Origin of the sequence: Streptomyces sp. NPDC058671, from assembly GCF_042716475.1 — a bacterium.
Taxonomy (GTDB): domain Bacteria; phylum Actinomycetota; class Actinomycetes; order Streptomycetales; family Streptomycetaceae; genus Streptomyces.
The window spans coordinates 360,183-379,101 of record NZ_JBHXSA010000002.1 but is presented as its reverse complement, the minus strand read 5'-3'; the positions used below and the strand labels follow the sequence as shown (position 1 = coordinate 379,101).

Here is an 18,919-nt window from a genome sequence, read left to right as displayed (position 1 = left end):
CTCTGGACCAGGCGCCGTACGAGGTCCCGGGACGCGTTCTCGTACGGCGCCGCGCGGTTCAGCGCAGCGCCGGTACGTCGAGGGTGAGCGTGCCCCGCTCCGCGTCGAGCGTCCCGGGCACCCCCAGCGGCATGGTCAGCGCCGTCGCGCTGTGCCCGAACCCCATCTCCTCCACGACCGGCACTCCCAGCACGCCGAGCCGGTCGGCGAGCACCGCCCGCACCTCCTCGTAGGGGCCGCACGCCACCCAGGAGCCGAGGCAGACGCCCGCGACCCCGTCGAGCCAGCCGGAGCGCAGCAGCTGGGTGAGGACACGGTCGATCCGGTACGGCTCCTCCCCCACGTCCTCCAGGAGCAGCAGCCCGCCACGTGCCGAGGGCCGGTGGTGCGGGGTGCCCTGGTCTGCGGCGATGAGGCTGACGCAGCCGCCGAGCGTCACCCCCCGGGCCCGGCCCGGCACCAGGGCCCTCGCCGTCCCGGGCCCCAGCGTCCGCACCGATTCGGGCTCGAACAGGGTCGCCCGCAGCGACTCCTGGGTGCGCGGGTCCGAGAGGAAGGTGCCGGCGGCGACCATGGGGCCGTGCAGGGTGGCGTACCCGGCCCGGACGGCGAAGGCCTCGTGCAGGGCGGTGACGTCGCTGTAGCCGACGAACACCTTGGGCCCGGCCTCCCCGATCGCCGCCCAGTCGACGAGGTCCACCATCCGCTGCACCCCGTATCCGCCGCGCGCGCAGATGACGGCGGAGACCGACGGGTCGCACCAGGCCTCCGTCAGGTCCCGGGCCCGCGCCCGGTCGGCGCCCGCGAGGTACCCGAGCTGGGGATGGGTGTCCAGGACGTGCGGGGCGACCACGGGGTCCAGGCCCCATCCGCGCAGGATGTCGAGCCCCGCCCCGAGCCGGTCCTCGGGGACGGGACCACTCGTCGCGACGACGGCGACCCGCGCCCCGGCCCGGAGCCGTTCGGGCCGGGTGAGCGGGCCGACACGCGGCCGGCCCCCGGCCGCGAGCCCGGTGACGGGCCCGGCGGTGGCCTCGGCGGCGGACTCGGCGGCGGGCTCGGTCATGTGCGGTACTCCAGACCCGGGACGTCCGGTCGTTCAAAGCCGAACACCCGCGCGTACAGCGAGAGTTCGGCCTCCAGCGCGCGTACCAGCGTGTCGGCGCCGCGGAAGCCGTGGCCCTCGCCCTCGAAGGCGAGGTAGGCGTGCGGGACGCCCCGGCCGGCCATGGCCGCGAGGAAGCGCTCGGCCTGCGCGGGCGGGCAGATGACATCGTCGAGTCCCTGGAGGAGCAGGAAGGGGGCCGTGACGCGGTCGACGTGCTCGATCGGCGAACGCTCCTTGTACCGGCCGGGCACCTCGTCGAGGGCGCCGATGAGGCCGTACAGGTACTGCGACTCGAAGTCGTGGGTCTCGTCGGTCGCCCAGCCCCGCAGATCGAGGATGGGGAAGAGGATCGTGCCGCAGGCGTACACGTCGGTGGCGACGAGGGAGGCGGCCGTCGTCCAGCCGCCCGCGCTGCCGCCGCGCACCGCGAGGCGGGCAGGGTCGGCGATGCCTTCGGCCGCGAGGGCCTCGGCGACGGCGGCGCAGTCCTCGACGTCGACGACGCCCCACTGCTCGCGCAGCCGCTCGCGGTACTCCCGGCCGTAGCCGGTCGAGCCGCCGTAGTTGACCTCGGCGACCCCGATACCCCGCGAGGTGAAGTAGGTGATCTCCAGGTCGAGGACGAGCGGCGCGTGTCCGGTGGGGCCGCCGTGCGCCCAGATGACGTAGGGCGGCCGCTCGCCCTCCGGTCCGGTGAGGCCCGGGTGGTGGGGCGGATGGATCTGCGCGTGGATCTCCCGGCCGCCGGGGCCGGTGAAGGTGCGGACGCGCGGTTCGGGGTGGTACGCGGGATCGACCACGTCGGTGTGGGCGGCACCGACCACGCGGGTGCGCCCGGTGCGCGTGTCGAGTTCGACGAGCTCGTGCGAGGTGCGCGGCCCGGCGGCGACGCCGACCACCCGGGTGCCGTGCGCGGCGAGCGTCGAGGCCCACTCGGTCCAGGGGCCCGCCGCGTCCACGAGGGTGCCGCGCCCGGGGTCGAGAATGCCGAGGGCGGTGCTCCCCCTGCCGTGGACGACGGCGATCAGCCCGTCCGCCAGAGGGGTGAACCAGTTCAGTCCGATCTTCCAGAGCGGTCCGCCGAACTCCTCGGCCCGGGGACAGAGCGCGACCGGGTCGGTCAGGTCGCCGGCGGTGTCGACTTCGGCCCGGTAGAGGTTCCACCACCCGGTGCGGTCACTGACGAGGAGCAGGCGTCCCTCCGTGTCCCAGTCGACCTGCGGAATGGACTCTGCGGGGCCACCGACGACGGTCCTGGCCCCCCGGAAGGTGCCGTCGGGAGCGACGTCGGCGAGCTGGACCTCGGTACCGTCCCAGGGCATCCGGGGGTGGTCCCAGGCGATCCAGGCCACCCGCCGCCCGTCCGGGGAGAGCCGTGGCCCGGTCACGAACCGGTGGCGTCCGTCGGAGAGTTCGCGGACCGCGGCGCGGTCGTCGGCGGCCGATCCGTCCAGGGGGACGGCGGCGAGCACCCGGCGCACGTCGGTCGGCGCGGGCCCGGTGAACTCCTCCAGGACGCACCACACCTCCCCCCGGTCCAGGTGGATCACCGGGTCCGCCCAGCGCAGTCCGCCGCCGGTCCCGGAGACGGGGGTGAGGGGCCGGGGCGCGGCGCCGGCGGGGGCGTCGGGGTCGTACGCGTACAGCCGCTGGTCCGGGAAGTGGCAGAACACGGCGAGCGGGCCGCCCTCCGGGCGTACGGCCGCCGCCCAGGGACGGCCGCCGTACTCGATCACCCGGCTTCGGACGTTCCACGGAGCCGGCAGCACGCTCTCCTCGGCGCCGTCGGCGCGCCGTCGTACGAGGGCGCGCCTGCCGCCCTCGGCGGGGCGCGGCGCGGTCCACCACAGTTCGTCGCCGACGGCGCCGAGATACTCGGGCCGCCCGTCGTGGGCGGCGGCGAGCACCGCGTCGACGGGTGACGGCCAGCTGCCGTAGGCCGCCGTGGTCGTGGTCATCCGAACTCCCCCGGTCGCGGTGTCGCGTGGACCCGTCACAGTCCTACGCCGACTTCAGATAGTGGTCGAGCACCCGGACGCCGAAGTGCAGGGCGTCCACGGGGACCCGCTCGTCGACGCCGTGGAAGAGGGCTCCGTAGTCGAGGTCCGGGGGCAGCCGGAGCGGTGAGAAGCCGTAGCCGGTGATGCCGAGCCGGGAGAACTGCTTGGCGTCGGTGCCGCCGGACATGGTGAACGGCACGACGTGCCCGGTCGGGTCGAAGCGCTCGACGGCGGCCCGCAGCTTCGCGAAGGTCGGCGAGTCCACCGGTGCCTCCAGGGCGACCTCGCGGTGGTGGTACTCCCACGCGACGTCCGGGCCGGTGAGCCGGTCCATGGTCGCGGCGAACTCCTCCTCGGTGCCCGGCAGCGTCCGCCCGTCGATGTACGCGACGGCCTGGCCCGGGATGACGTTGACCTTGTAGCCGGCGTCGAGCATCGTCGGGTTGGTGCTGTTGCGGACGGTCGGCCGGACGAGGGCGGCGGCCGGTCCGAGCTTGTCGAGGAGCAGGTCCACGTCGAGGTCGGGCGCACGGGTGTCGATGTCGATGGCGTACAGCGCGGCGAGTTCGGTGAGGGCGGCGCGGACGGTCGAGGTGAGGCGGACCGGCCAGGTGTGCGAGCCGATCCGGGCGACGGCGTCGGCGAGGCGGGTCACGGCGTTCGCCGGGTTCACCTTGGAGCCGTGGCCCGCGCGGCCGTGGGCGGTCAGCTTGAGCCAGGCGGTGCCCCGCTCCCCCGCGGCGATCGGGTAGAGAGTGGTGCCGGGCTGCGGGTGGAAGCTGAACGCCCCGGACTCGCTGATCCCCTCCGTACAGCCGTCGAAGAGCGCGGCGTGCCGGTCGGCGAGGAAGCCGGAGCCGTCGTCGGCGCTGGCCTCCTCGTCCGCGGTGTAGGCGAGGACGATGTCGCGGCGGGGCCGGACGCCCCGGCGGGCCCAGGAGCGGACGACGGCCAGGACCATCGCGTCCATGTTCTTCATGTCGACGGCGCCGCGCCCCCACACGGTCCCGTCGCGGACCTCCCCCGAGAAGGGATGGACGCTCCACTCGGCGGGGTCGGCGGGCACCACGTCGAGATGGCCGTGGACGAGGAGGGCCTCGGCGGAGGGGTCGGTGCCGGGGATGCGGGCCACCACGTTGGTGCGGCCGGGGGTCCGCTCCAGGAGGGTGGGCTCGATCCCGGCGGCGGCGAGCCGTTCGGCGACGTACTCGGCGGCGGGCCGCTCACGGCAGTCGCCGCCGCCCCGGTTGGTGGTGTCGATGCGGATGAGCTCGGAGGTGAAGGTGACCACCTCGTCGAGCGCCGTCGCGTCCGGGCCCCGGGCCTCGTCAGCCATACTGCTCCTCCACCGCGGCCGAGACGATGGTCGTGACCGCCTTGAACGTACGAATCGCCTCGTACATCGTCTCGCTGGTGTACGAGACGCGCCGCTCGCCGCTCCGCGCCACGCCGGGAACCACCGTGGCGGCGGCGCCGAGGTGGTCGGCGTCGAACTCCAGCTCCACGGTGTGGGGGCCGCCCCGGTCGGGCTCGTGGCGGACGGCCAGCGCGGCACCGGCCTTCGCCGCCGACCGGATGTCGGCGGCGGTCCTGGCCGGGGTCCGGCACACCGCCGCGTACCGCGAGACGTGGTCCTTGACGGCGACCTTCGGGGCCTGCGGCGCGTAGCCGAGGGCGTCCTCGCAGGTGAGGTCGTCACCGGTGACGAGGACGACGGGGACGCCGTACTCCGCGACCACCCGGGCGTTGAGCAGGCCCTCGCTCGCCCGCTCGCCGTCGAGCCAGACGCCCGTGATGGAGTTCGCGAGATAGGTGTGGGCGAGGACGCCCTCGGCGCCGGCGCCCGTGTGGTAGCCGACGAACGCGATGCCGTCGACGTCGCCGTGCTGCACGCCCTCGACCATCGAGAGCGACTTGTGCCGGCCGGTCAGCATCTCGGCCCGCTCGTCGAGCCGCTCCAGGAGGAGGTTCCGCATGGACCAGTGCGCCTCGTTGATGAGCACCTCGTCCGCGCCTCCGTCGAGGAAGCCGAGCACGGCGGCGTTCACGTCGGAGGTGAACATCGCCCGGCACCTCTCCCACTGGGGCGTGCCGGGGAGCACGTCGGCGGGCCAGGTCACACCGGTCGCGCCCTCCATGTCGGCGCTGATGAGGATCTTCATGTCTGGCACCGTACGCGCCGCCCGGCGACCCCACCACCCCTGTGGATAACCGCCGTTGGAGTGGACCACTGGAGTCACCGGGACGGCGGTACGGGACGCCCGCACGGTTCCGGACACCCCTTGGGGAACGACGCAGGGAAACGGGCGAAAGGCGTCAAGGGGTGCGTATAGGCTGTCGGCCGCAGTTCTCCTACCCGACCTTCCGGAGTGCACTCGGTGAGCATCGTCCTCGACCCGTCCGACACCTCCTCGACCGTCCCCGCCCCCGCCGGTCCCGAGCCCTCCGCGGCGGCGCGGCCGGACGCCTCGGAGGAGTTCTGGGTACAGCAGCCACAGGCCCCGGCGGAGCCCGCGCCCGTGCCGGAGGAGCCCTCCGGCGCGCAGGACGGGCCCCGGCCCGAGGAGTCCTCCGCCGTCGACCTCGACCCCGTCGTCGTCCGTGACGCCCAGGACTTCGGGGTGTACGCGCGCACGGGCGGCTGGGCCTTCGCGCTCAAGGTGGCGCGCAGCGTCCGGCCCGGCGGCCAGCCCGCCGAGGGGACGGCCCGGAGGAAGGTTTCCGCGAAGGCGTTCGCGGAGCTCGCGGGGTGCTCGCCCGAGCGGGTCATGCGCCACTACAAGGCCTGGGACATGGCGGCCGACGACGGCCTGGTCCCGCAGTTCGAGGTGCTCGTCCCGGGTGAGGACGTCGAGCTGCCCGACGCGGACGTCTGGCACGCGTACTACGTCTCCCGCAACGGCGCCTCCTCCGTGCGCGGCCAGGCGATCAGCGCGGCGGCCGAGGCGGAGGGCATCCGGCCGACGAAGGCCCTGGAGGTCGCCGAGAACCCGACGGCGCTGCGGGCCGCGATCCTCGCCGACCCGGGGACGGCCCAGGCCGCGCGCGGCGCGCTGCTCGACCGGATGAAGGAGGACCCGGCCCTGCAGACCGAGATGGCCCGCGCCATCGCGCGTACCGACGGTCTGAAGAAGGCGGTGGCGAGCGAGGCGAAGGCGGCCGACCGTATCGGGTACGTGCGGCAGATCGTGGAGAACGGCCGGATCAAGACCCCCGCCGGGCAGCTCGTGGAGGCGCCGGCCGGGCTGCGGGCCGAGGCGGAGCGGCACCTGTCCCTCCTCGACGAGCTCGACGACTCGGAGGAGGCGGGCGAGTGGGCCGGGGAGGCCTACGACACGGTGAAGGGCCTGGTCGCCAAGGCGGTCGAGGAGGACCCGGCGCTGCGCGTGCAGGAGCGGCGGACGAAGTTCTACAACAGCCTGCAGAAGGCGACGAAGGTCTTCGAGGAGCTGACCCTGGACGAGGTGATGGAGGAGGACATCTACGAGGCCGACATGCTCCAGCGCCTCGAAGCCCTCCAGGAGGCGATCGGCAGCTGCATCAGCGCGCTGCGCAAGGCGACGACCGCCTCCTGACCGGCGCGGGGGTTCAGTCCTGGTGGCCGAGCTGGAGGTCGCGCTCGGTGCGGCCTCCGCCGGCCATCTGGAGGACGGTCGCGACGGGCGGGTAGCCGGCGGCGATGACCGTGTACTCGCCGGATGACAGGTCCACGAAGCGGAAGATGCCGTCGGTGCCGGTGGTGAGGGTGTCGACGACGTTGCCCGCCGCGTCGAGCAGGGTGACCCGGGCGTCCTCGACGGGCCGCCCGCCGCCGCCCCGTACCGTGCCGCGCAGTACGGCGCCGCCGGCCAGTTCGATGTCCTGGCGGGTCTCCCGGGAGGCCTGGACGCTCACCGGGAGCGCGGCGGGCCGGAAGGCGGGGGCGCTGGCGGCGAGCGTGTACTCGCCCGCGACCAGTTCGGTGATGACGTATCCGCCCTCCCGTCCGCTGCGGGTGGAGGCGACGACCTCGCCGCGTACGTCGGTGAGGGTGACGGCCGCGTCCCGTACGGGCGTCCCGTCGGCGGTGACGACGCTGCCCGCGAGCCGCCCGGCGCCGCCGAGGACCACGTCGAGCTCGATCGGCCGGTCGCCGACGGTGACGGCCACGGCCTGCGGCTGGTGTCCTCCGGCCGCCGCGATGAGGACGTACGCGCCGTTGCCGGGGACACTCAGCGCGTACCGGCCGTCCTCGCCACTGGCACCGCGGCCGACCTGCCGGCCCTGGACGTCGATGAGGGTGAGGGCGGCCCGGGGGACCCGGCTGCCGTCGTGGTGCTGGACGGTGCCGCAGACGGGGAGCCCGGAGTGCGGCGGGGCGACGGAGGCGGGTGCGGGGGTGACGTGCCGGGCGTGCGGGACGGCCTGGACGCCGAGGTGGTCGGCCCCGGTGGCCTCGGTGGTGGGGCTGTGGTGGGACACCAGCGGTTTCTCCTTGAGGAAGAAGGCGAGGACGAGGCCGAGCACGAGGACCGGCACGAGGTAGAGGAAGATCCGCGGCATCGCGTCCGCGTACGCCTGGATGTAGGCGTCGCGGACGGCGGGCGGCAGGGTGTGCACCGTCTGCGGCGTGATCGACTCGGCCGGGGGCAGGGACGTCGGGCCGCCGGAGAGGACGCCCGCGAGCCGGTCGCCGAGGGCGTCGTCGAGCCGGGAGGCGAAGAGGGTGCCGAAGACGGCGGCGCCGACGCTGCCCCCGATCTGGCGGAAGTAGTTGTGGGCGCTGGTGGCGGTGCCGAGGTCGGCGGGGCGCACGGAGTTCTGCACGGCGAGGATGAGGACCGGCATGACGAGGCCGATCCCGGTGCCGAGCACCGCCTGCCAGAGGCTGTGCTGGAGACGGGGGGTGTCGGCGTCCATCCGGGAGAGCAGCCACATGCCGAGGACGGAGACGGCGCCGCCCGCCACCGGGTAGATCTTGTAGTGGCCGGTGCGGCTGATGAGCTGGCCGGAGACGATGGAGGCGATGACGATGCCGCCCATGAGGGGCAGCATCAGGAGCCCGGACTCGGTGGCGCTGGCACCCTCGACCATCTGCAGGAAGCTGGGGAGGTAGCTGGCGGCGCCGAAGAGCGCGACGCCGACGACGGCGCCGATGAGGGCGGTGACGGTGAAGACGGAGTCGCGGAAGAGCCGGAGCGGGATGAGGGGTTCGGGCGCGAGGTGCTCGACGACCAGGAAGAGCAGGGTGGTTCCGGCGGCGCCGCAGGCGAGGGCGAGGACGACGCGGGAGTCCCAGGCGTACTCGGTGCCGCCCCAACTGGTCAGCAGCACCAGGCAGGTGGAGGCGGCGGCGAGGAGCAGGGCGCCGAGGACGTCGAAGCGCCCGCGCGGTGTGGGTGTGGGGAGCTTGAGGACGACGGCGACGACGGCGAGGGTGAGGAGCCCGAACGGCACGTTGAAGTAGAAGCACCAGCGCCAGGAGACGTGGTCGGTGAAGAAGCCTCCGAGGAGGGGCCCGGCGACGGAGGCGAGGCCGAAGGCGGCGCCGATCATGCCCATGTACCGGCCGCGTTCCCGGGCGGGGACGATGTCGGCGATGATCGCCTGGACGCCGATCATGAGGCCGCCGGCGCCGATGCCCTGGATCGCGCGGAAGGCGATGAGCTCGTCCATGCTGCGGGACCATCCCGCGAGGCCGGAGCCGATGACGAAGACGACGATGGCGAAGAGGAAGACGCTCTTGCGGCCGAGGAGGTCGCCGAGCTTTCCGTAGATCGGCAGACCGATGGTGGAGGTCAGCAGGTAGGCGGTGATCGCCCAGGACATCCGGTCGAGGCCCTGGAGCTCGCCGACGATCTTCGGCAGGGCGGTGGCCACGATCATCTGCTCGAGGGCGGCGAGGAGCAGCGCGAGCATCAGGCCGCAGAAGACGAGCCGGACGCGGCGGGGGTCGAGGGGGGCCGGCGCGGGTTCGGGCGGCGGCGCGAGGCCGCCGGGCGGACCGCTCGCGGGGAGGTGGTCGGCGCCCTTCGCGGTTGCCGTGCCCGCCGCGCCCTCGGTGGTCTCGGCCATCGTGATCGCACCCACGTACCTGCTCCCCTCGTCACGGCGTCTGCGCCGCGCCATTCTTCGCATTGGGCGCGAAGGGGGAGCAAGTCGGGCGGTACGGGCCGCCCGTGGCGTCCGGGGTGGTGAACGTCCCGGCGTCACGGCGCACTTGGGGCGCTCATCAGCGCGTTTGACAGGAAGGCCCGCGCCCCCGTCGCGCGCGGACGCGGGTGACGGGGGCGCGGGCGATCCACTCGAACCGGTGAACGCTCCGGGCGTTACTTCCCGGCGTCGTCGGACTTCTTGGCGAGAGGCTCGACCTCGTCCGCCAGCTTGTCGAGAAGGGCGTCGTAGATGCGGCCGAGACCCTTGGGCGCGAAGGTCCGCTCGAAGAACCCGCCGACGCCGCCGGCGCCGTCCCAGACGGTGGTGACGACGGCGCGGGACCTGCCCTCGCCGGCGGGGGTCACGGTCCAGGTGGTGACCATGGAGGAGTTGCGGTCCTTCTCGACGAGCTGTCCGTCGGTGGGCTCGGTGACCTCCAGGAGGCAGTCGCGGACGCGCTTGCTGGTGGCCTGGAGCTTCCAGTGGACGAGGGTGCCCTCGCCGTCGCCGCCCTCGCGCACCTCGTACTCGCTGAAGTGCTCCGGGAGCACCTTCGCGCGCGTGCCGCTGTAGTCGGCCAGCGCGTCGAACACCGTCTCCGCGTCCGCGGCGATGATCCGTTCCGTCGTGGCCTCGACCTGCGCCATTGACTTCCTCCTCCAGCTCGTGGTTCCTCGGGGGTGTGGGCCTAGGGAACCACGTGGGCTCCGGGGCGCGAAATCGGGGTTGCGACGATCAAGGGAACAGTTGTTCTATTCTGGTCGAACGGCCGACGCGGAGTCGAAGCGGGGCCGAGCCAGAGCCATCGAGGAGGCGTCCATGCGCTGGGACAATCTGGGCGACACCCCCGCCGCTCCCGCCGACATCGCCCTGTTCGGCACGGACGCGGTCACCACCCGCACCTTCGACGCCCCCGAGTTCCGGGGCATCACCTTCCACGAGGTGCGGGCCCGCTCGATCCTCAACCGGGTGCCGGGCGCCTCCCGGATGCCGTTCGAATGGACGGTCAACCCCTACCGGGGCTGCACGCACGCGTGCGTGTACTGCTTCGCCCGCAAGACCCACAGCTATCTCGACCTCGACACCGGACTCGGCTTCGACTCCCAGATCGTCGTCAAGATCAACGCCCCGGAGCTGCTGACCCGCCAGCTCGCGTCCGCCCGCTGGCAGGGCGCGCACATCGCGATGGGCACCAACGTGGACTGCTACCAGCGGGCGGAAGGCCGCTACCGCCTGATGCCGGGCATCCTCACGGCCCTGCGGGACCGCGCGAACCCGTTCTCGATCCTCACCAAGGGCACGCTGATCCTGCGCGACCTGGACCTCCTCACCCAGGCGGCCCGGGTCACCGAGGTCGGCATCTCCGTCTCCGTCGGCTTCACCGACCAGGAGCTCTGGCGCACGATCGAACCGGGCACCCCCTCCCCGCAGCGCCGCCTCGACGTGGTCCGCACCCTGGGCGAGCACGGCATCGACTGCGGGGTCCTGATGGCCCCCGTGGTCCCCTTCCTCGGCGACCGGCCCGAGCAGCTGCGCGACACGGTCCGGGCGATAGCCGAGGCGGGGGCGAGCTCGGTCACCCCGCTCGTGCTGCATCTGCGGCCGGGCGCCCGCGAGTGGTTCATGCAGTGGCTGCGGCGCCACCACCCCGGCCTGGTGGGGCGGTACGAGCGGATGTACGCGGACGGGGCCTACGCGCCGACCTGGTACCAGCGCCGGATCACCCGTCAGGTGCACGAACTCGCGGCCGAGTTCGGGATCGGACCCGCGCACCGGGGAGCGGCACGCCGGATACCCGTCCCGGAGGACGCGGACACGGCGGCCGCCCCGGAGCAGCTCACTCTCCTCTGACCCCAGTCACCCTCCCGCCACCTCCTCCGATCATCCGACCGGTCACCTGACACGCCGTCGGATCGCCCTCCGTTCGGGTCAACTCTCGGTGAAACAGGTCCCGAAGCGGCCCGTTCGGGACACAAACGCCCTATGACCCCACGCGCAGGAATGCTGATCGCCGCGGGAGCGCTGGTCGCCGGGACGGTCACCGTCCTGCCCGCCGCCCCCGCGGGCGCCGGTGAACCGGCCCCCCGCCCGCTCCCTCCGCTCGCCTGGACCGGCTGCGCCACGCAGGCGTACCCCAAGCTCCAGTGCGCCACCCTGAAGGTGCCCCTCAACCACGACGACCCGGCCGGCCGGACCGTCACCCTCGCCCTCACCCGGGTCCCGCACACTGCGAAGACCTTCCAGGGGCCGCTGATCGTGAACCCCGGCGGGCCCGGCGGCAGCGGCCGGACCATGGCCGGGTACGTGGCGGCGGCGCTGCCCCCTGAGGTGGCCGCCGAGTACGACGTCATCGGCTTCGACCCGCGCGGGGTCGGCAAGAGCGAGCCCGCGCTGAACTGCAGGCCCGGCCACTTCGCGCCGGTGCGCCCGGACTCGGTGCCGCGCGGCGCCGACAGCGAGCGGGCCGCGGTCGAGCGGGCGCAGGACTTCGCCGACGCCTGCGGCGAGAAGTACGCGGACGTGCTGCCGTACATCGACACCGTCAGCACCGCACGGGACCTGGACGTCATCCGGCGCGCACTCGACGCCCCGAAGATCAACTACCTCGGCTACTCGTACGGGACGTACCTCGGCGCCGTGTACGCGCGGCTCCACCCGGACCGGGTGCGACGCATGGCGCTCGACTCCGTCGTCAACCCGCACGGCGTCTGGTACGAGGACAACATCGCGCAGGACTACGCCTTCGACACCCGTCACAAGGACTTCATGGCCTGGGTGGCGCGGCAGGACGCCGTGTACAAGCTGGGTTCCGACCCGGCGGCGGTCGAGGCGGCCTGGTACCGGATGCGCGACGCGCTGCGCGAGGTGCCGGCCGGCGGCAAGGTCGGCCCCGGCGAGCTGGAGGACACCTTCCTGCCCGGCGGGTACTACAACGGCTACTGGCCGCGCCTCGCGACCGCCTTCTCCGCCTACGTCAACGACGCGGACGCGGCGCCGCTGACGGAGGCGTACGAGCGGTACGGGGAGGCCGACGCGGCCGCCGACAACGGCTACTCGGTCTATACGAGCGTGCAGTGCCGGGACGCGGCCTGGCCCCGGGACTGGAGCGTCTGGCGCAAGGACAACTGGGACGTGCACGCCAAGGCGCCCTTCTCCACCTGGAACAACGCCTGGTACAACGCGCCGTGCGCGTTCTGGCCGGTGGAGTCGCTCAGTCCGCCGGACGTGACCAATGACCAGGTGCCGCCGGTCCTCATCCTCCAGGCGACGGACGACGCGGCCACGCCGTACGAGGGCGGGGTCGCCCTGCACCGGCTGATCCGCGGCTCCAGCCTGGTCGTCGAGGAGGGCGGCGGGAACCACGGGGTGACGCTCGGCGGCAACGACTGCATGGACGAGCACCTGGCCGCCTACCTCGCCACGGGCAGGGTCCCGCGCGGTGAGGGAGACGCCGAGGTGGACGCGGTCTGCGCGACGCTCCCGGAGCCGGAACCGGCCCTGGTCGCCCCGGCCGGGGCGAAGACCGGGTCGAAGAAGGAGACCGGTTCCGCAGCGAAGACCGGGACGGCGGCCGGGACGAAGAACGGGCAGAGGTCGGGCAGCCGGGCCGGTGCCCCGCGCGCCGAGTCCACCGGCGCCACCCTGCACGGGCTCCTCGGACACGTCCGCTGACGCAGTCCGTGCATCCGCTCGACCGTGCCCGCGCCCCCGAGGGGGAGGCGGGCACTGTCAGTGGCGTGCGCGAGGATGTCCGACATGACGAGCCACCTCACCCACGTCCCCGCGCCCGACGGCGTCGCCGCCAGCCCGCAGTACAGCCATGTCGTCTGGGGGACGGGCCGCTTCGTCGCGATATCCGGCCAGTGCGCCCTGGACGCCTCCGGCGCGGTGGTCGGGGAGGGGGACGCGGTGGCGCAGGCCCGCCAGGTCTTCGCGAACCTGGACCGTTGCCTCGCAGCGGCGGGCGCCGGGTTCGAGGACGTCGTGAAGCTCACGTACTTCGTCACGGACGTCGCCCACCTGCCCGCGGTGCGGGAGGCGCGGGACGCGTACTTCGCGGGGGCGCCTCTGCCGGCGAGTTCGGCGGTGCAGGTGTCGGCGCTCGTCCGGCCGGAACTGCTCCTGGAGATCGAGGCGTTCGCCCTGGTGCCGGAGAAGCGGCCGGAGCGTGGGCCGGAGCAGACGCGGGAGCGGGCGCCGGAGCTCGACGCCGTCGGTGGCGCCGGGGCGGGGCTCCGGCTGATCCGCTGACCCGCCGCCCGCCTGCCCGCCCGTCGGTCTACTCGGCCGCCGGGGCGAGCCGGCTCAGGGACCGCTCGGCCGCCGCGCCGAGGCGGGGGTGCGGGAGCGCGGCCTCCAGGGCGGGGCGGGCCCGGGGGTCACCGAGGGCGCCGAGGGCCTCGACGCAGGCGAGGCCGACCCGCCAGTGGGGGTCGTCGGCGGGAAGGCGCCGTTCGAGGACGGTGATCAGGGCCGGGACGGACTCGGGGGCCCGGAGTTCGGCGAGCAGCCGGACCGGCAGCAGCGCGTAGGCGACCCGGAGTTCGTTGGTGGCGAGTGCGGCTGCGGCGCGGGCGGTGCGCGGGTCACCGAGCCGGGTCAGGGCGTGGGCCGCGGTGACGCAGCGCTCGGGGTCGCGGTGGTTGAGGAGGAGCACCAGCGCCTCGAAGGCGCGGGGGTCCCCGGCGACGCCGAGGACGTAGGCGGCGATCTCGTGGGCCCAGAGCGGCTGCGCGGGTGCGGTGAGGACGCCGTGCAGCTCCTCGGGGTCCGCCGTTCGCAGAAGGTGTTCGAATGCCGTCGGGATCTCTCCGGAGTCATTCTCGATCTCTTCCCGCAATCGATCGATCATCGAGCAGAATTCCGGATCCTCCGCGTATTCCATGAATCCGAGCCTATCCGCGATCCAGATCACATTTTCCTCGACTTCGCGGGACTGGCGCGCTCGTTACCCGCCAGTTAGTCTCAGGTGAGCGGGACACCACCCGCGCTTCTCACTTCGGCCTGGTGACGCAGCCGTTGTGAGCGTTTCGTCGGTTCGGCAGTTTCGACGTGGCTCCGGGACAGAGTCCGTCGGCCCCCTTTCACCGGGCACCGCCCCTTTTCCTCGGGCCTTCTCCCGCACGACTTCTCCTCGTGCAATTCAGCGGCACCTTCCGCGCGTATCGCATCGCTCTCGTACGTACTGCCCTCAGTCGTCACTCTTCCTCTCAGGAGTCCCCTGATGGACACCCCTCTCTCCACCATCGCCGTCGTCGGTCTCGGCACCATGGGCACCGGTATAGCCGATGTCCTGGCGCGCGCCGGCCGCGAGGTCATCGGCATCGACATCAGCGACACCGCCGCCGCCCAGGCCGTCGCCGCCCTGGAGGCCTCCACCGCCCGCGCGGTGGCCCGCGAGCGGATCACCGAGGAGGAGCGGCAGGACGTCCTGGCCCGCTTCCGTACCTACTCCGACCTCCACGCGGCCGCCGACGCGGACCTGGTGATCGAGGTCGTGCCCGAGTCGTACGAGGCGAAGCAGGAGGTCTTCCGGGCCCTGGACGGCATCGTGCGGCCCGACGCCGTCCTGGCCACCGGCACCAACGCGCTCTCCGTCACCCGGCTCGCCGCCGACTCGGCGCACCCCGAGCGGGTCCTCGGCCTGCACTTCTTCACCCCGGTCCAGGCCATGAAGCTGGTCGAGGTGGTCTCCTCCGTGCTGACCGACCCGCGGGCCGTCGACGCCGTCACCCGACTGGCCCATGACCTCGGCAAGGAACCGGTGGCGGTCGGCGACCGGGCCGGTTTCATCGCGGACGGGCTGCTCTTCGGCTACCTGAACCAGGCCGCCGCCATGTACGAGGCCAAGTACGCTTCCCGCGAGGACATCGACGCGGCCATGCGGCTCGGCTGCGGTCTGCCGATGGGTCCGCTGGCGCTGCTCGACCTGATCGGCGTCGACACCGCACGTACGGTCCTCGAGGCCATGTACGCGGACTCGCACGACCGGCTGCACGCCCCCGCTCCGATCCTCAAGCAGCTCAGCGAGGCCGGACTGACGGGTCGCAAGGCGGGCCGCGGTTTCTACACGTACGAGGCTCCGGGCTCCGGCGAGGTGGTGCGGGACGCGCTGACCCCGCTCGGCTCCGCGGAGGCCGCCGCCGGACGTGAGGTCCGCTCGGTGGGCGTCGCCGGCTCGGGCACCATGGCCTCCGGCATCGCCGAGGTCTTCGCCAAGGCCGGGTACGGGGTCGTGCTCGCCGCCCGCTCCCAGGAGAAGGCGGACACGGCCAAGGCCCGGATCGCCAAGTCGCTGGCCCGTTCGGTCGACAAGGGCAGGATGACGGCCGAGGCCCGTGACACGACGCTGGCCCTGATCACGGCGGCGGGCACGCTGGACGCCTTCGCCGAGGTCGACCTGGCCGTCGAGGCGGTCGCCGAGGACCTGGCGGTCAAGCAGGAGCTGTTCGCGCGGCTCGACAAGATCTGCAAGCCGGGCGCGGTGCTGGCCACCACGACCTCCTCGCTGCCGGTCGTTGCCTGCGCCCGTGCGACCTCCCGCCCGCAGGACGTCATCGGGATGCACTTCTTCAACCCGGCGCCGGCGATGAAGCTGGTCGAGATCGTCCGTACGGTCCTGACCGGCGACGACGTCCACGCGACGGTGCGCGAGGTCACGACGAGGATCCGCAAGCACCCGGTGGACTGCGGCGACCGGGCCGGTTTCATCGTGAACGCGCTGCTCTTCCCGTACCTGAACAACGCGATCAAGATGGTCCAGGACCACTACGCGACCCTGGACGACATCGACGCGGCGATGAAGCTGGGCGGCGGCTACCCGATGGGGCCGTTCGAGCTCCTCGACGTGGTCGGCCTGGACGTGTCGCTGGCGATCGAGCAGGTGCTGCACCGCGAGTTCCGCGACCCGGGTCTCGCCCCGGCTCCGCTCCTGGAGCACCTGGTGGCGGCGGGCTGCCTGGGCCGCAAGACGGGGCGCGGCTTCCGCGAATATGCCCGACGCTGATCCCGGAACGGCCGGCTGGGGCGGTCTGCTGAGCCCCCCGGGCACCGTCGGTGTCCCGGGTGGCCCCCCGCCCCCACCTGGGCACACTCTCCCTCCGATGCAGTACGTTCGGACCATGCCCAAGGCCGCGAAGACACCCCGTGCCACCTCCCTGTCCGACGTTCCGGAGAGCGCGGCCGGCACTCGTGCCGCCGCGCAGCGGCTCAAGATGCGCCGGGAACTGGCCGCCGCCGCGATGGAGCTGTTCGCGACCAAGGGGTACGAGGCCACGACGGTCGACGAGATCGCGGCCACGGCCGGGGTCGCGCGGCGGACCTTCTTCCGCCACTTCCGCTCCAAGGAAGAGGCGATCTTCCCCGACCACGACGACACGCTGGTGCGGGCGGAGGCGGTGCTGAACGCGGCACCGCCGCACGAGCACCCGCTCGACACGGTGTGCCGGGGCATCAAGGAAGTCATGAAGATGTACGCGGGGTCCCCCGCGGTGTCCGTGGAGCGGTACCGCCTCACCCGTGAGGTGCCGACGCTGCGGGAGCGGGAGATCGCCTCGGTGGCCCGCTACGAGCGTCTGTTCACCCGTTATCTCCTCGGGCACTTCGACGAGCGCGACCACCACGACGGCAACGACGACCCGCTGCTGGCGGAGGTGGCCGCCTCGGCGGTCGTCACCGCCCACAACCACGTCCTGCGCCGCTGGCTGCGGGCGGGCGGCCAGGGGGACGTGGAGTCCCAGCTGGACCACGCCTTCGCCATCGTCCGGGAGACCTTCGGCTCGGGCATAGGCGCGCGGCCCACCACCTCCGCGCAACCGGCTCCCCCGGCCCCCGTCGCCATGGCCTCCTCGGAGGGCGACGTGGTGGTCGCCGTGGCCCGTACGGACGCACCCCTGGACGAGGTCATGCGCACGATCCAGCGGGCTCTGCGCACCCGCTGACCTCCCGACCCACCTCCACGCCGAGGGCCGCCCCACCCCGGGGGCGGCCTTCGTCCCTTTTCACCCCCCGTTCGATCGATCATCGCTCACATGTGACCGGCGGATTGCATATGAGTGAAATTGTTGGCACGCAGTGCCTTGTCACGTGACACGGCGTGCCATACGTTGATGGTGTCCGGGCGGCCGGCGCGCCGAGGTCTCCTCGTGCGCCGGCTGTCCCCACAAGCGATCGTGATTGTGCGCCCGGACGCCTGCGTCACAGGCACCCCTCGCGCCCACAGGCGCCGCCACCGCTCCACCCGCCGAACCGACGGCACACCTCCACAGCAGCACCCAAGACGTAACCCTCAGCGCGTCCCCCTCGGACGCCGCACCGCCGGAGGCATCCCCGTGAAGGACATCCTGGACGCGATCCAGTCCCCGGACTCCACGTCCGCCGACTTCGCGAACATCTCGCTCCCCGAGTCGTACCGGGCGGTCACCGTCCACAAGGACGAGACGGAGATGTTCGCCGGGCTCGCCAGCCGCGACAAGGACCCGCGCAAGTCGCTGCACCTCGACGACGTGCCGCTGCCGGAGCTCGGCCCGGGTGAGGCCCTCGTCGCCGTCATGGCCAGCTCGGTGAACTACAACTCGGTCTGGACCTCGATCTTCGAGCCGGTGTCGACCTTCGGCTTCCTGGAGCGCTACGGCCGGCTGAGCGACCTCAGCAAGCGCCACGACCTGCCGTACCACGTCATCGGCTCCGACCTCGCGGGCGTCGTGCTGCGCACCGGCCCCGGCGTGAACTCGTGGAAGCCCGGCGACGAGGTCGTCGCCCACTGCCTCTCGGTCGAGCTGGAGTCCTCGGACGGCCACAACGACACGATGCTCGACCCCGAGCAGCGCATCTGGGGCTTCGAGACCAACTTCGGCGGCCTGGCGGAGATCGCCCTGGTCAAGTCGAACCAGCTGATGCCGAAGCCCGACCACCTGAGCTGGGAGGAGGCGGCCTCCCCCGGCCTCGTCAACTCCACCGCGTACCGCCAGCTGGTCTCCCGCAACGGCGCCGGCATGAAGCAGGGCGACAACGTCCTGATCTGGGGCGCGAGCGGCGGTCTCGGCTCGTACGCCACCCAGTTCGCCCTGGCCGGCGGCGCCAACCCGATCTGTGTCGTCTCCTCCCCCGAGAAGGCCGACATCTGCCGCTCGATGGGCGCCGAGGCGGTCATCGACCGCAACGCCGAGGGCTACAAGTTCTGGAAGGACGAGCACACCCAGGACCCGAAGGAGTGGAAGCGCTTCGGCAAGCGCATCCGCGAGCTCACCGGCGGCGAGGACATCGACATCGTCTTCGAGCACCCCGGCCGCGAGACCTTCGGCGCGAGCGTGTACGTCACCCGCAAGGGCGGCACCATCACCACCTGCGCCTCGACCTCGGGCTACATGCACGAGTACGACAACCGCTACCTGTGGATGTCGCTCAAGCGCATCATCGGTTCGCACTTCGCCAACTACCGCGAGGCCTGGGAGGCCAACCGGCTGATCGCGAAGGGCAAGATCCACCCGACCCTGTCGAAGGTCTACTCCCTGGAGGACACCGGCCAGGCCGCCTACGACGTCCACCGCAACCTGCACCAGGGCAAGGTCGGCGTCCTCGCGCTCGCCCCGCAGGAGGGTCTCGGCGTGCGCGACCCGGAGATGCGCGAGAAGCACATCGACGCCATCAACCGCTTCCGCAACATCTGAGCCCGGGA

General features: G+C 72.8%; 13 protein-coding genes and 1 pseudogene. 7 read left to right on the top strand and 7 right to left on the bottom strand.

From position 1 onward, the window contains the following. Nucleotides 1-58: 58 nt before the first annotated feature. The 4 genes from ACFWV2_RS03890 to ACFWV2_RS03875 are packed head-to-tail and all read right to left on the bottom strand — an operon-like array spanning nucleotide 59 to nucleotide 5,270. Complete coding sequence (locus tag ACFWV2_RS03890; RefSeq protein ID WP_384401205.1) at nucleotides 59-1,066, bottom strand: LD-carboxypeptidase; 1,008 nt, start codon at nucleotides 1,064-1,066, stop codon at nucleotides 59-61. After that, the gene (locus tag ACFWV2_RS03885) at nucleotides 1,063-3,066 is read right to left on the bottom strand and encodes a prolyl oligopeptidase family serine peptidase (protein ID WP_384401202.1); all 2,004 of its coding nucleotides are present in this window, start codon (nucleotides 3,064-3,066) and stop codon (nucleotides 1,063-1,065) included. The genes ACFWV2_RS03890 and ACFWV2_RS03885 overlap by 4 nt, the downstream gene beginning before the upstream one ends. A gap of 43 nt (nucleotides 3,067-3,109) precedes the next feature. Continuing rightward, nucleotides 3,110-4,444 (bottom strand): M20/M25/M40 family metallo-hydrolase, encoded by a 1,335-nt coding sequence (locus ACFWV2_RS03880; protein WP_384401199.1) that lies wholly within the window; start codon nucleotides 4,442-4,444, stop codon nucleotides 3,110-3,112. Then, complete coding sequence (locus tag ACFWV2_RS03875; RefSeq protein WP_384401196.1) at nucleotides 4,437-5,270, bottom strand: M55 family metallopeptidase; 834 nt, start codon at nucleotides 5,268-5,270, stop codon at nucleotides 4,437-4,439. Before ACFWV2_RS03875 ends, ACFWV2_RS03880 begins: the two co-directional genes overlap by 8 nt. Before the next feature lie 216 nt (nucleotides 5,271-5,486). Between ACFWV2_RS03875 and ACFWV2_RS03870 the strand changes: the two genes are divergently transcribed. Next, entirely contained in the window at nucleotides 5,487-6,683 is a 1,197-nt protein-coding gene (locus ACFWV2_RS03870; protein ID WP_384401193.1) for a hypothetical protein, read from the top strand. 13 nt (nucleotides 6,684-6,696) lie between these two features. Here the strand turns inward: ACFWV2_RS03870 and ACFWV2_RS03865 are convergent, their stop codons facing one another. After that, nucleotides 6,697-9,177: an MFS transporter gene (locus ACFWV2_RS03865; RefSeq protein ID WP_384401191.1), complete on the bottom strand. Its 2,481-nt coding sequence runs from the start codon at nucleotides 9,175-9,177 to the stop codon at nucleotides 6,697-6,699. Nucleotides 9,178-9,416: 239 nt separating this feature from the next. Then, nucleotides 9,417-9,890, bottom strand: coding sequence for an SRPBCC family protein (locus ACFWV2_RS03860; RefSeq protein ID WP_384401188.1), 474 nt, complete (start codon nucleotides 9,888-9,890; stop codon nucleotides 9,417-9,419). A gap of 172 nt (nucleotides 9,891-10,062) precedes the next feature. On the opposite strand from ACFWV2_RS03860, the gene ACFWV2_RS03855 reads away from it, so the two are divergent. The 3 genes and pseudogenes from ACFWV2_RS03855 to ACFWV2_RS03845 all read left to right on the top strand — a co-directional run. Next, nucleotides 10,063-11,094 carry an Rv2578c family radical SAM protein gene (locus ACFWV2_RS03855; protein WP_384401184.1) on the top strand — a complete coding sequence of 344 codons (1,032 nt, stop codon included), beginning with the start codon at nucleotides 10,063-10,065 and terminating at the stop codon, nucleotides 11,092-11,094. Nucleotides 11,095-11,226: 132 nt separating this feature from the next. Further along, a complete protein-coding gene (locus ACFWV2_RS03850) occupies nucleotides 11,227-12,915 on the top strand; it encodes an alpha/beta hydrolase (RefSeq protein ID WP_384401181.1) in 1,689 nt (562 codons plus the stop codon). 84 nt (nucleotides 12,916-12,999) lie between these two features. Next, nucleotides 13,000-13,398, top strand: a pseudogene (locus tag ACFWV2_RS03845) (RidA family protein); the annotation flags it as partial. A gap of 124 nt (nucleotides 13,399-13,522) precedes the next feature. On the opposite strand, the gene ACFWV2_RS03840 reads toward ACFWV2_RS03845, so the two are convergent. After that, on the bottom strand, nucleotides 13,523-14,128 hold the full coding sequence (locus ACFWV2_RS03840) for a HEAT repeat domain-containing protein (protein WP_384401178.1): 606 nt from the start codon (nucleotides 14,126-14,128) through the stop codon (nucleotides 13,523-13,525). Between the two features lie 339 nt (nucleotides 14,129-14,467). On the opposite strand from ACFWV2_RS03840, the gene ACFWV2_RS03835 reads away from it, so the two are divergent. The 3 genes from ACFWV2_RS03835 (at nucleotide 14,468) to ccrA (ending at nucleotide 18,911) form a co-directional block, all read left to right on the top strand. Next, nucleotides 14,468-16,249, top strand: coding sequence for a 3-hydroxyacyl-CoA dehydrogenase family protein (locus tag ACFWV2_RS03835; RefSeq protein ID WP_384401175.1), 1,782 nt, complete (start codon nucleotides 14,468-14,470; stop codon nucleotides 16,247-16,249). A 97-nt stretch (nucleotides 16,250-16,346) separates the two neighbouring features. Continuing rightward, complete coding sequence (locus ACFWV2_RS03830) at nucleotides 16,347-17,183, top strand: TetR family transcriptional regulator (RefSeq protein WP_384401173.1); 837 nt, start codon at nucleotides 16,347-16,349, stop codon at nucleotides 17,181-17,183. Nucleotides 17,184-17,573: 390 nt separating this feature from the next. After that, nucleotides 17,574-18,911 carry a crotonyl-CoA carboxylase/reductase gene (gene ccrA / locus ACFWV2_RS03825; protein ID WP_384401170.1) on the top strand — a complete coding sequence of 446 codons (1,338 nt, stop codon included), beginning with the start codon at nucleotides 17,574-17,576 and terminating at the stop codon, nucleotides 18,909-18,911. Nucleotides 18,912-18,919 lie beyond the last annotated feature (8 nt).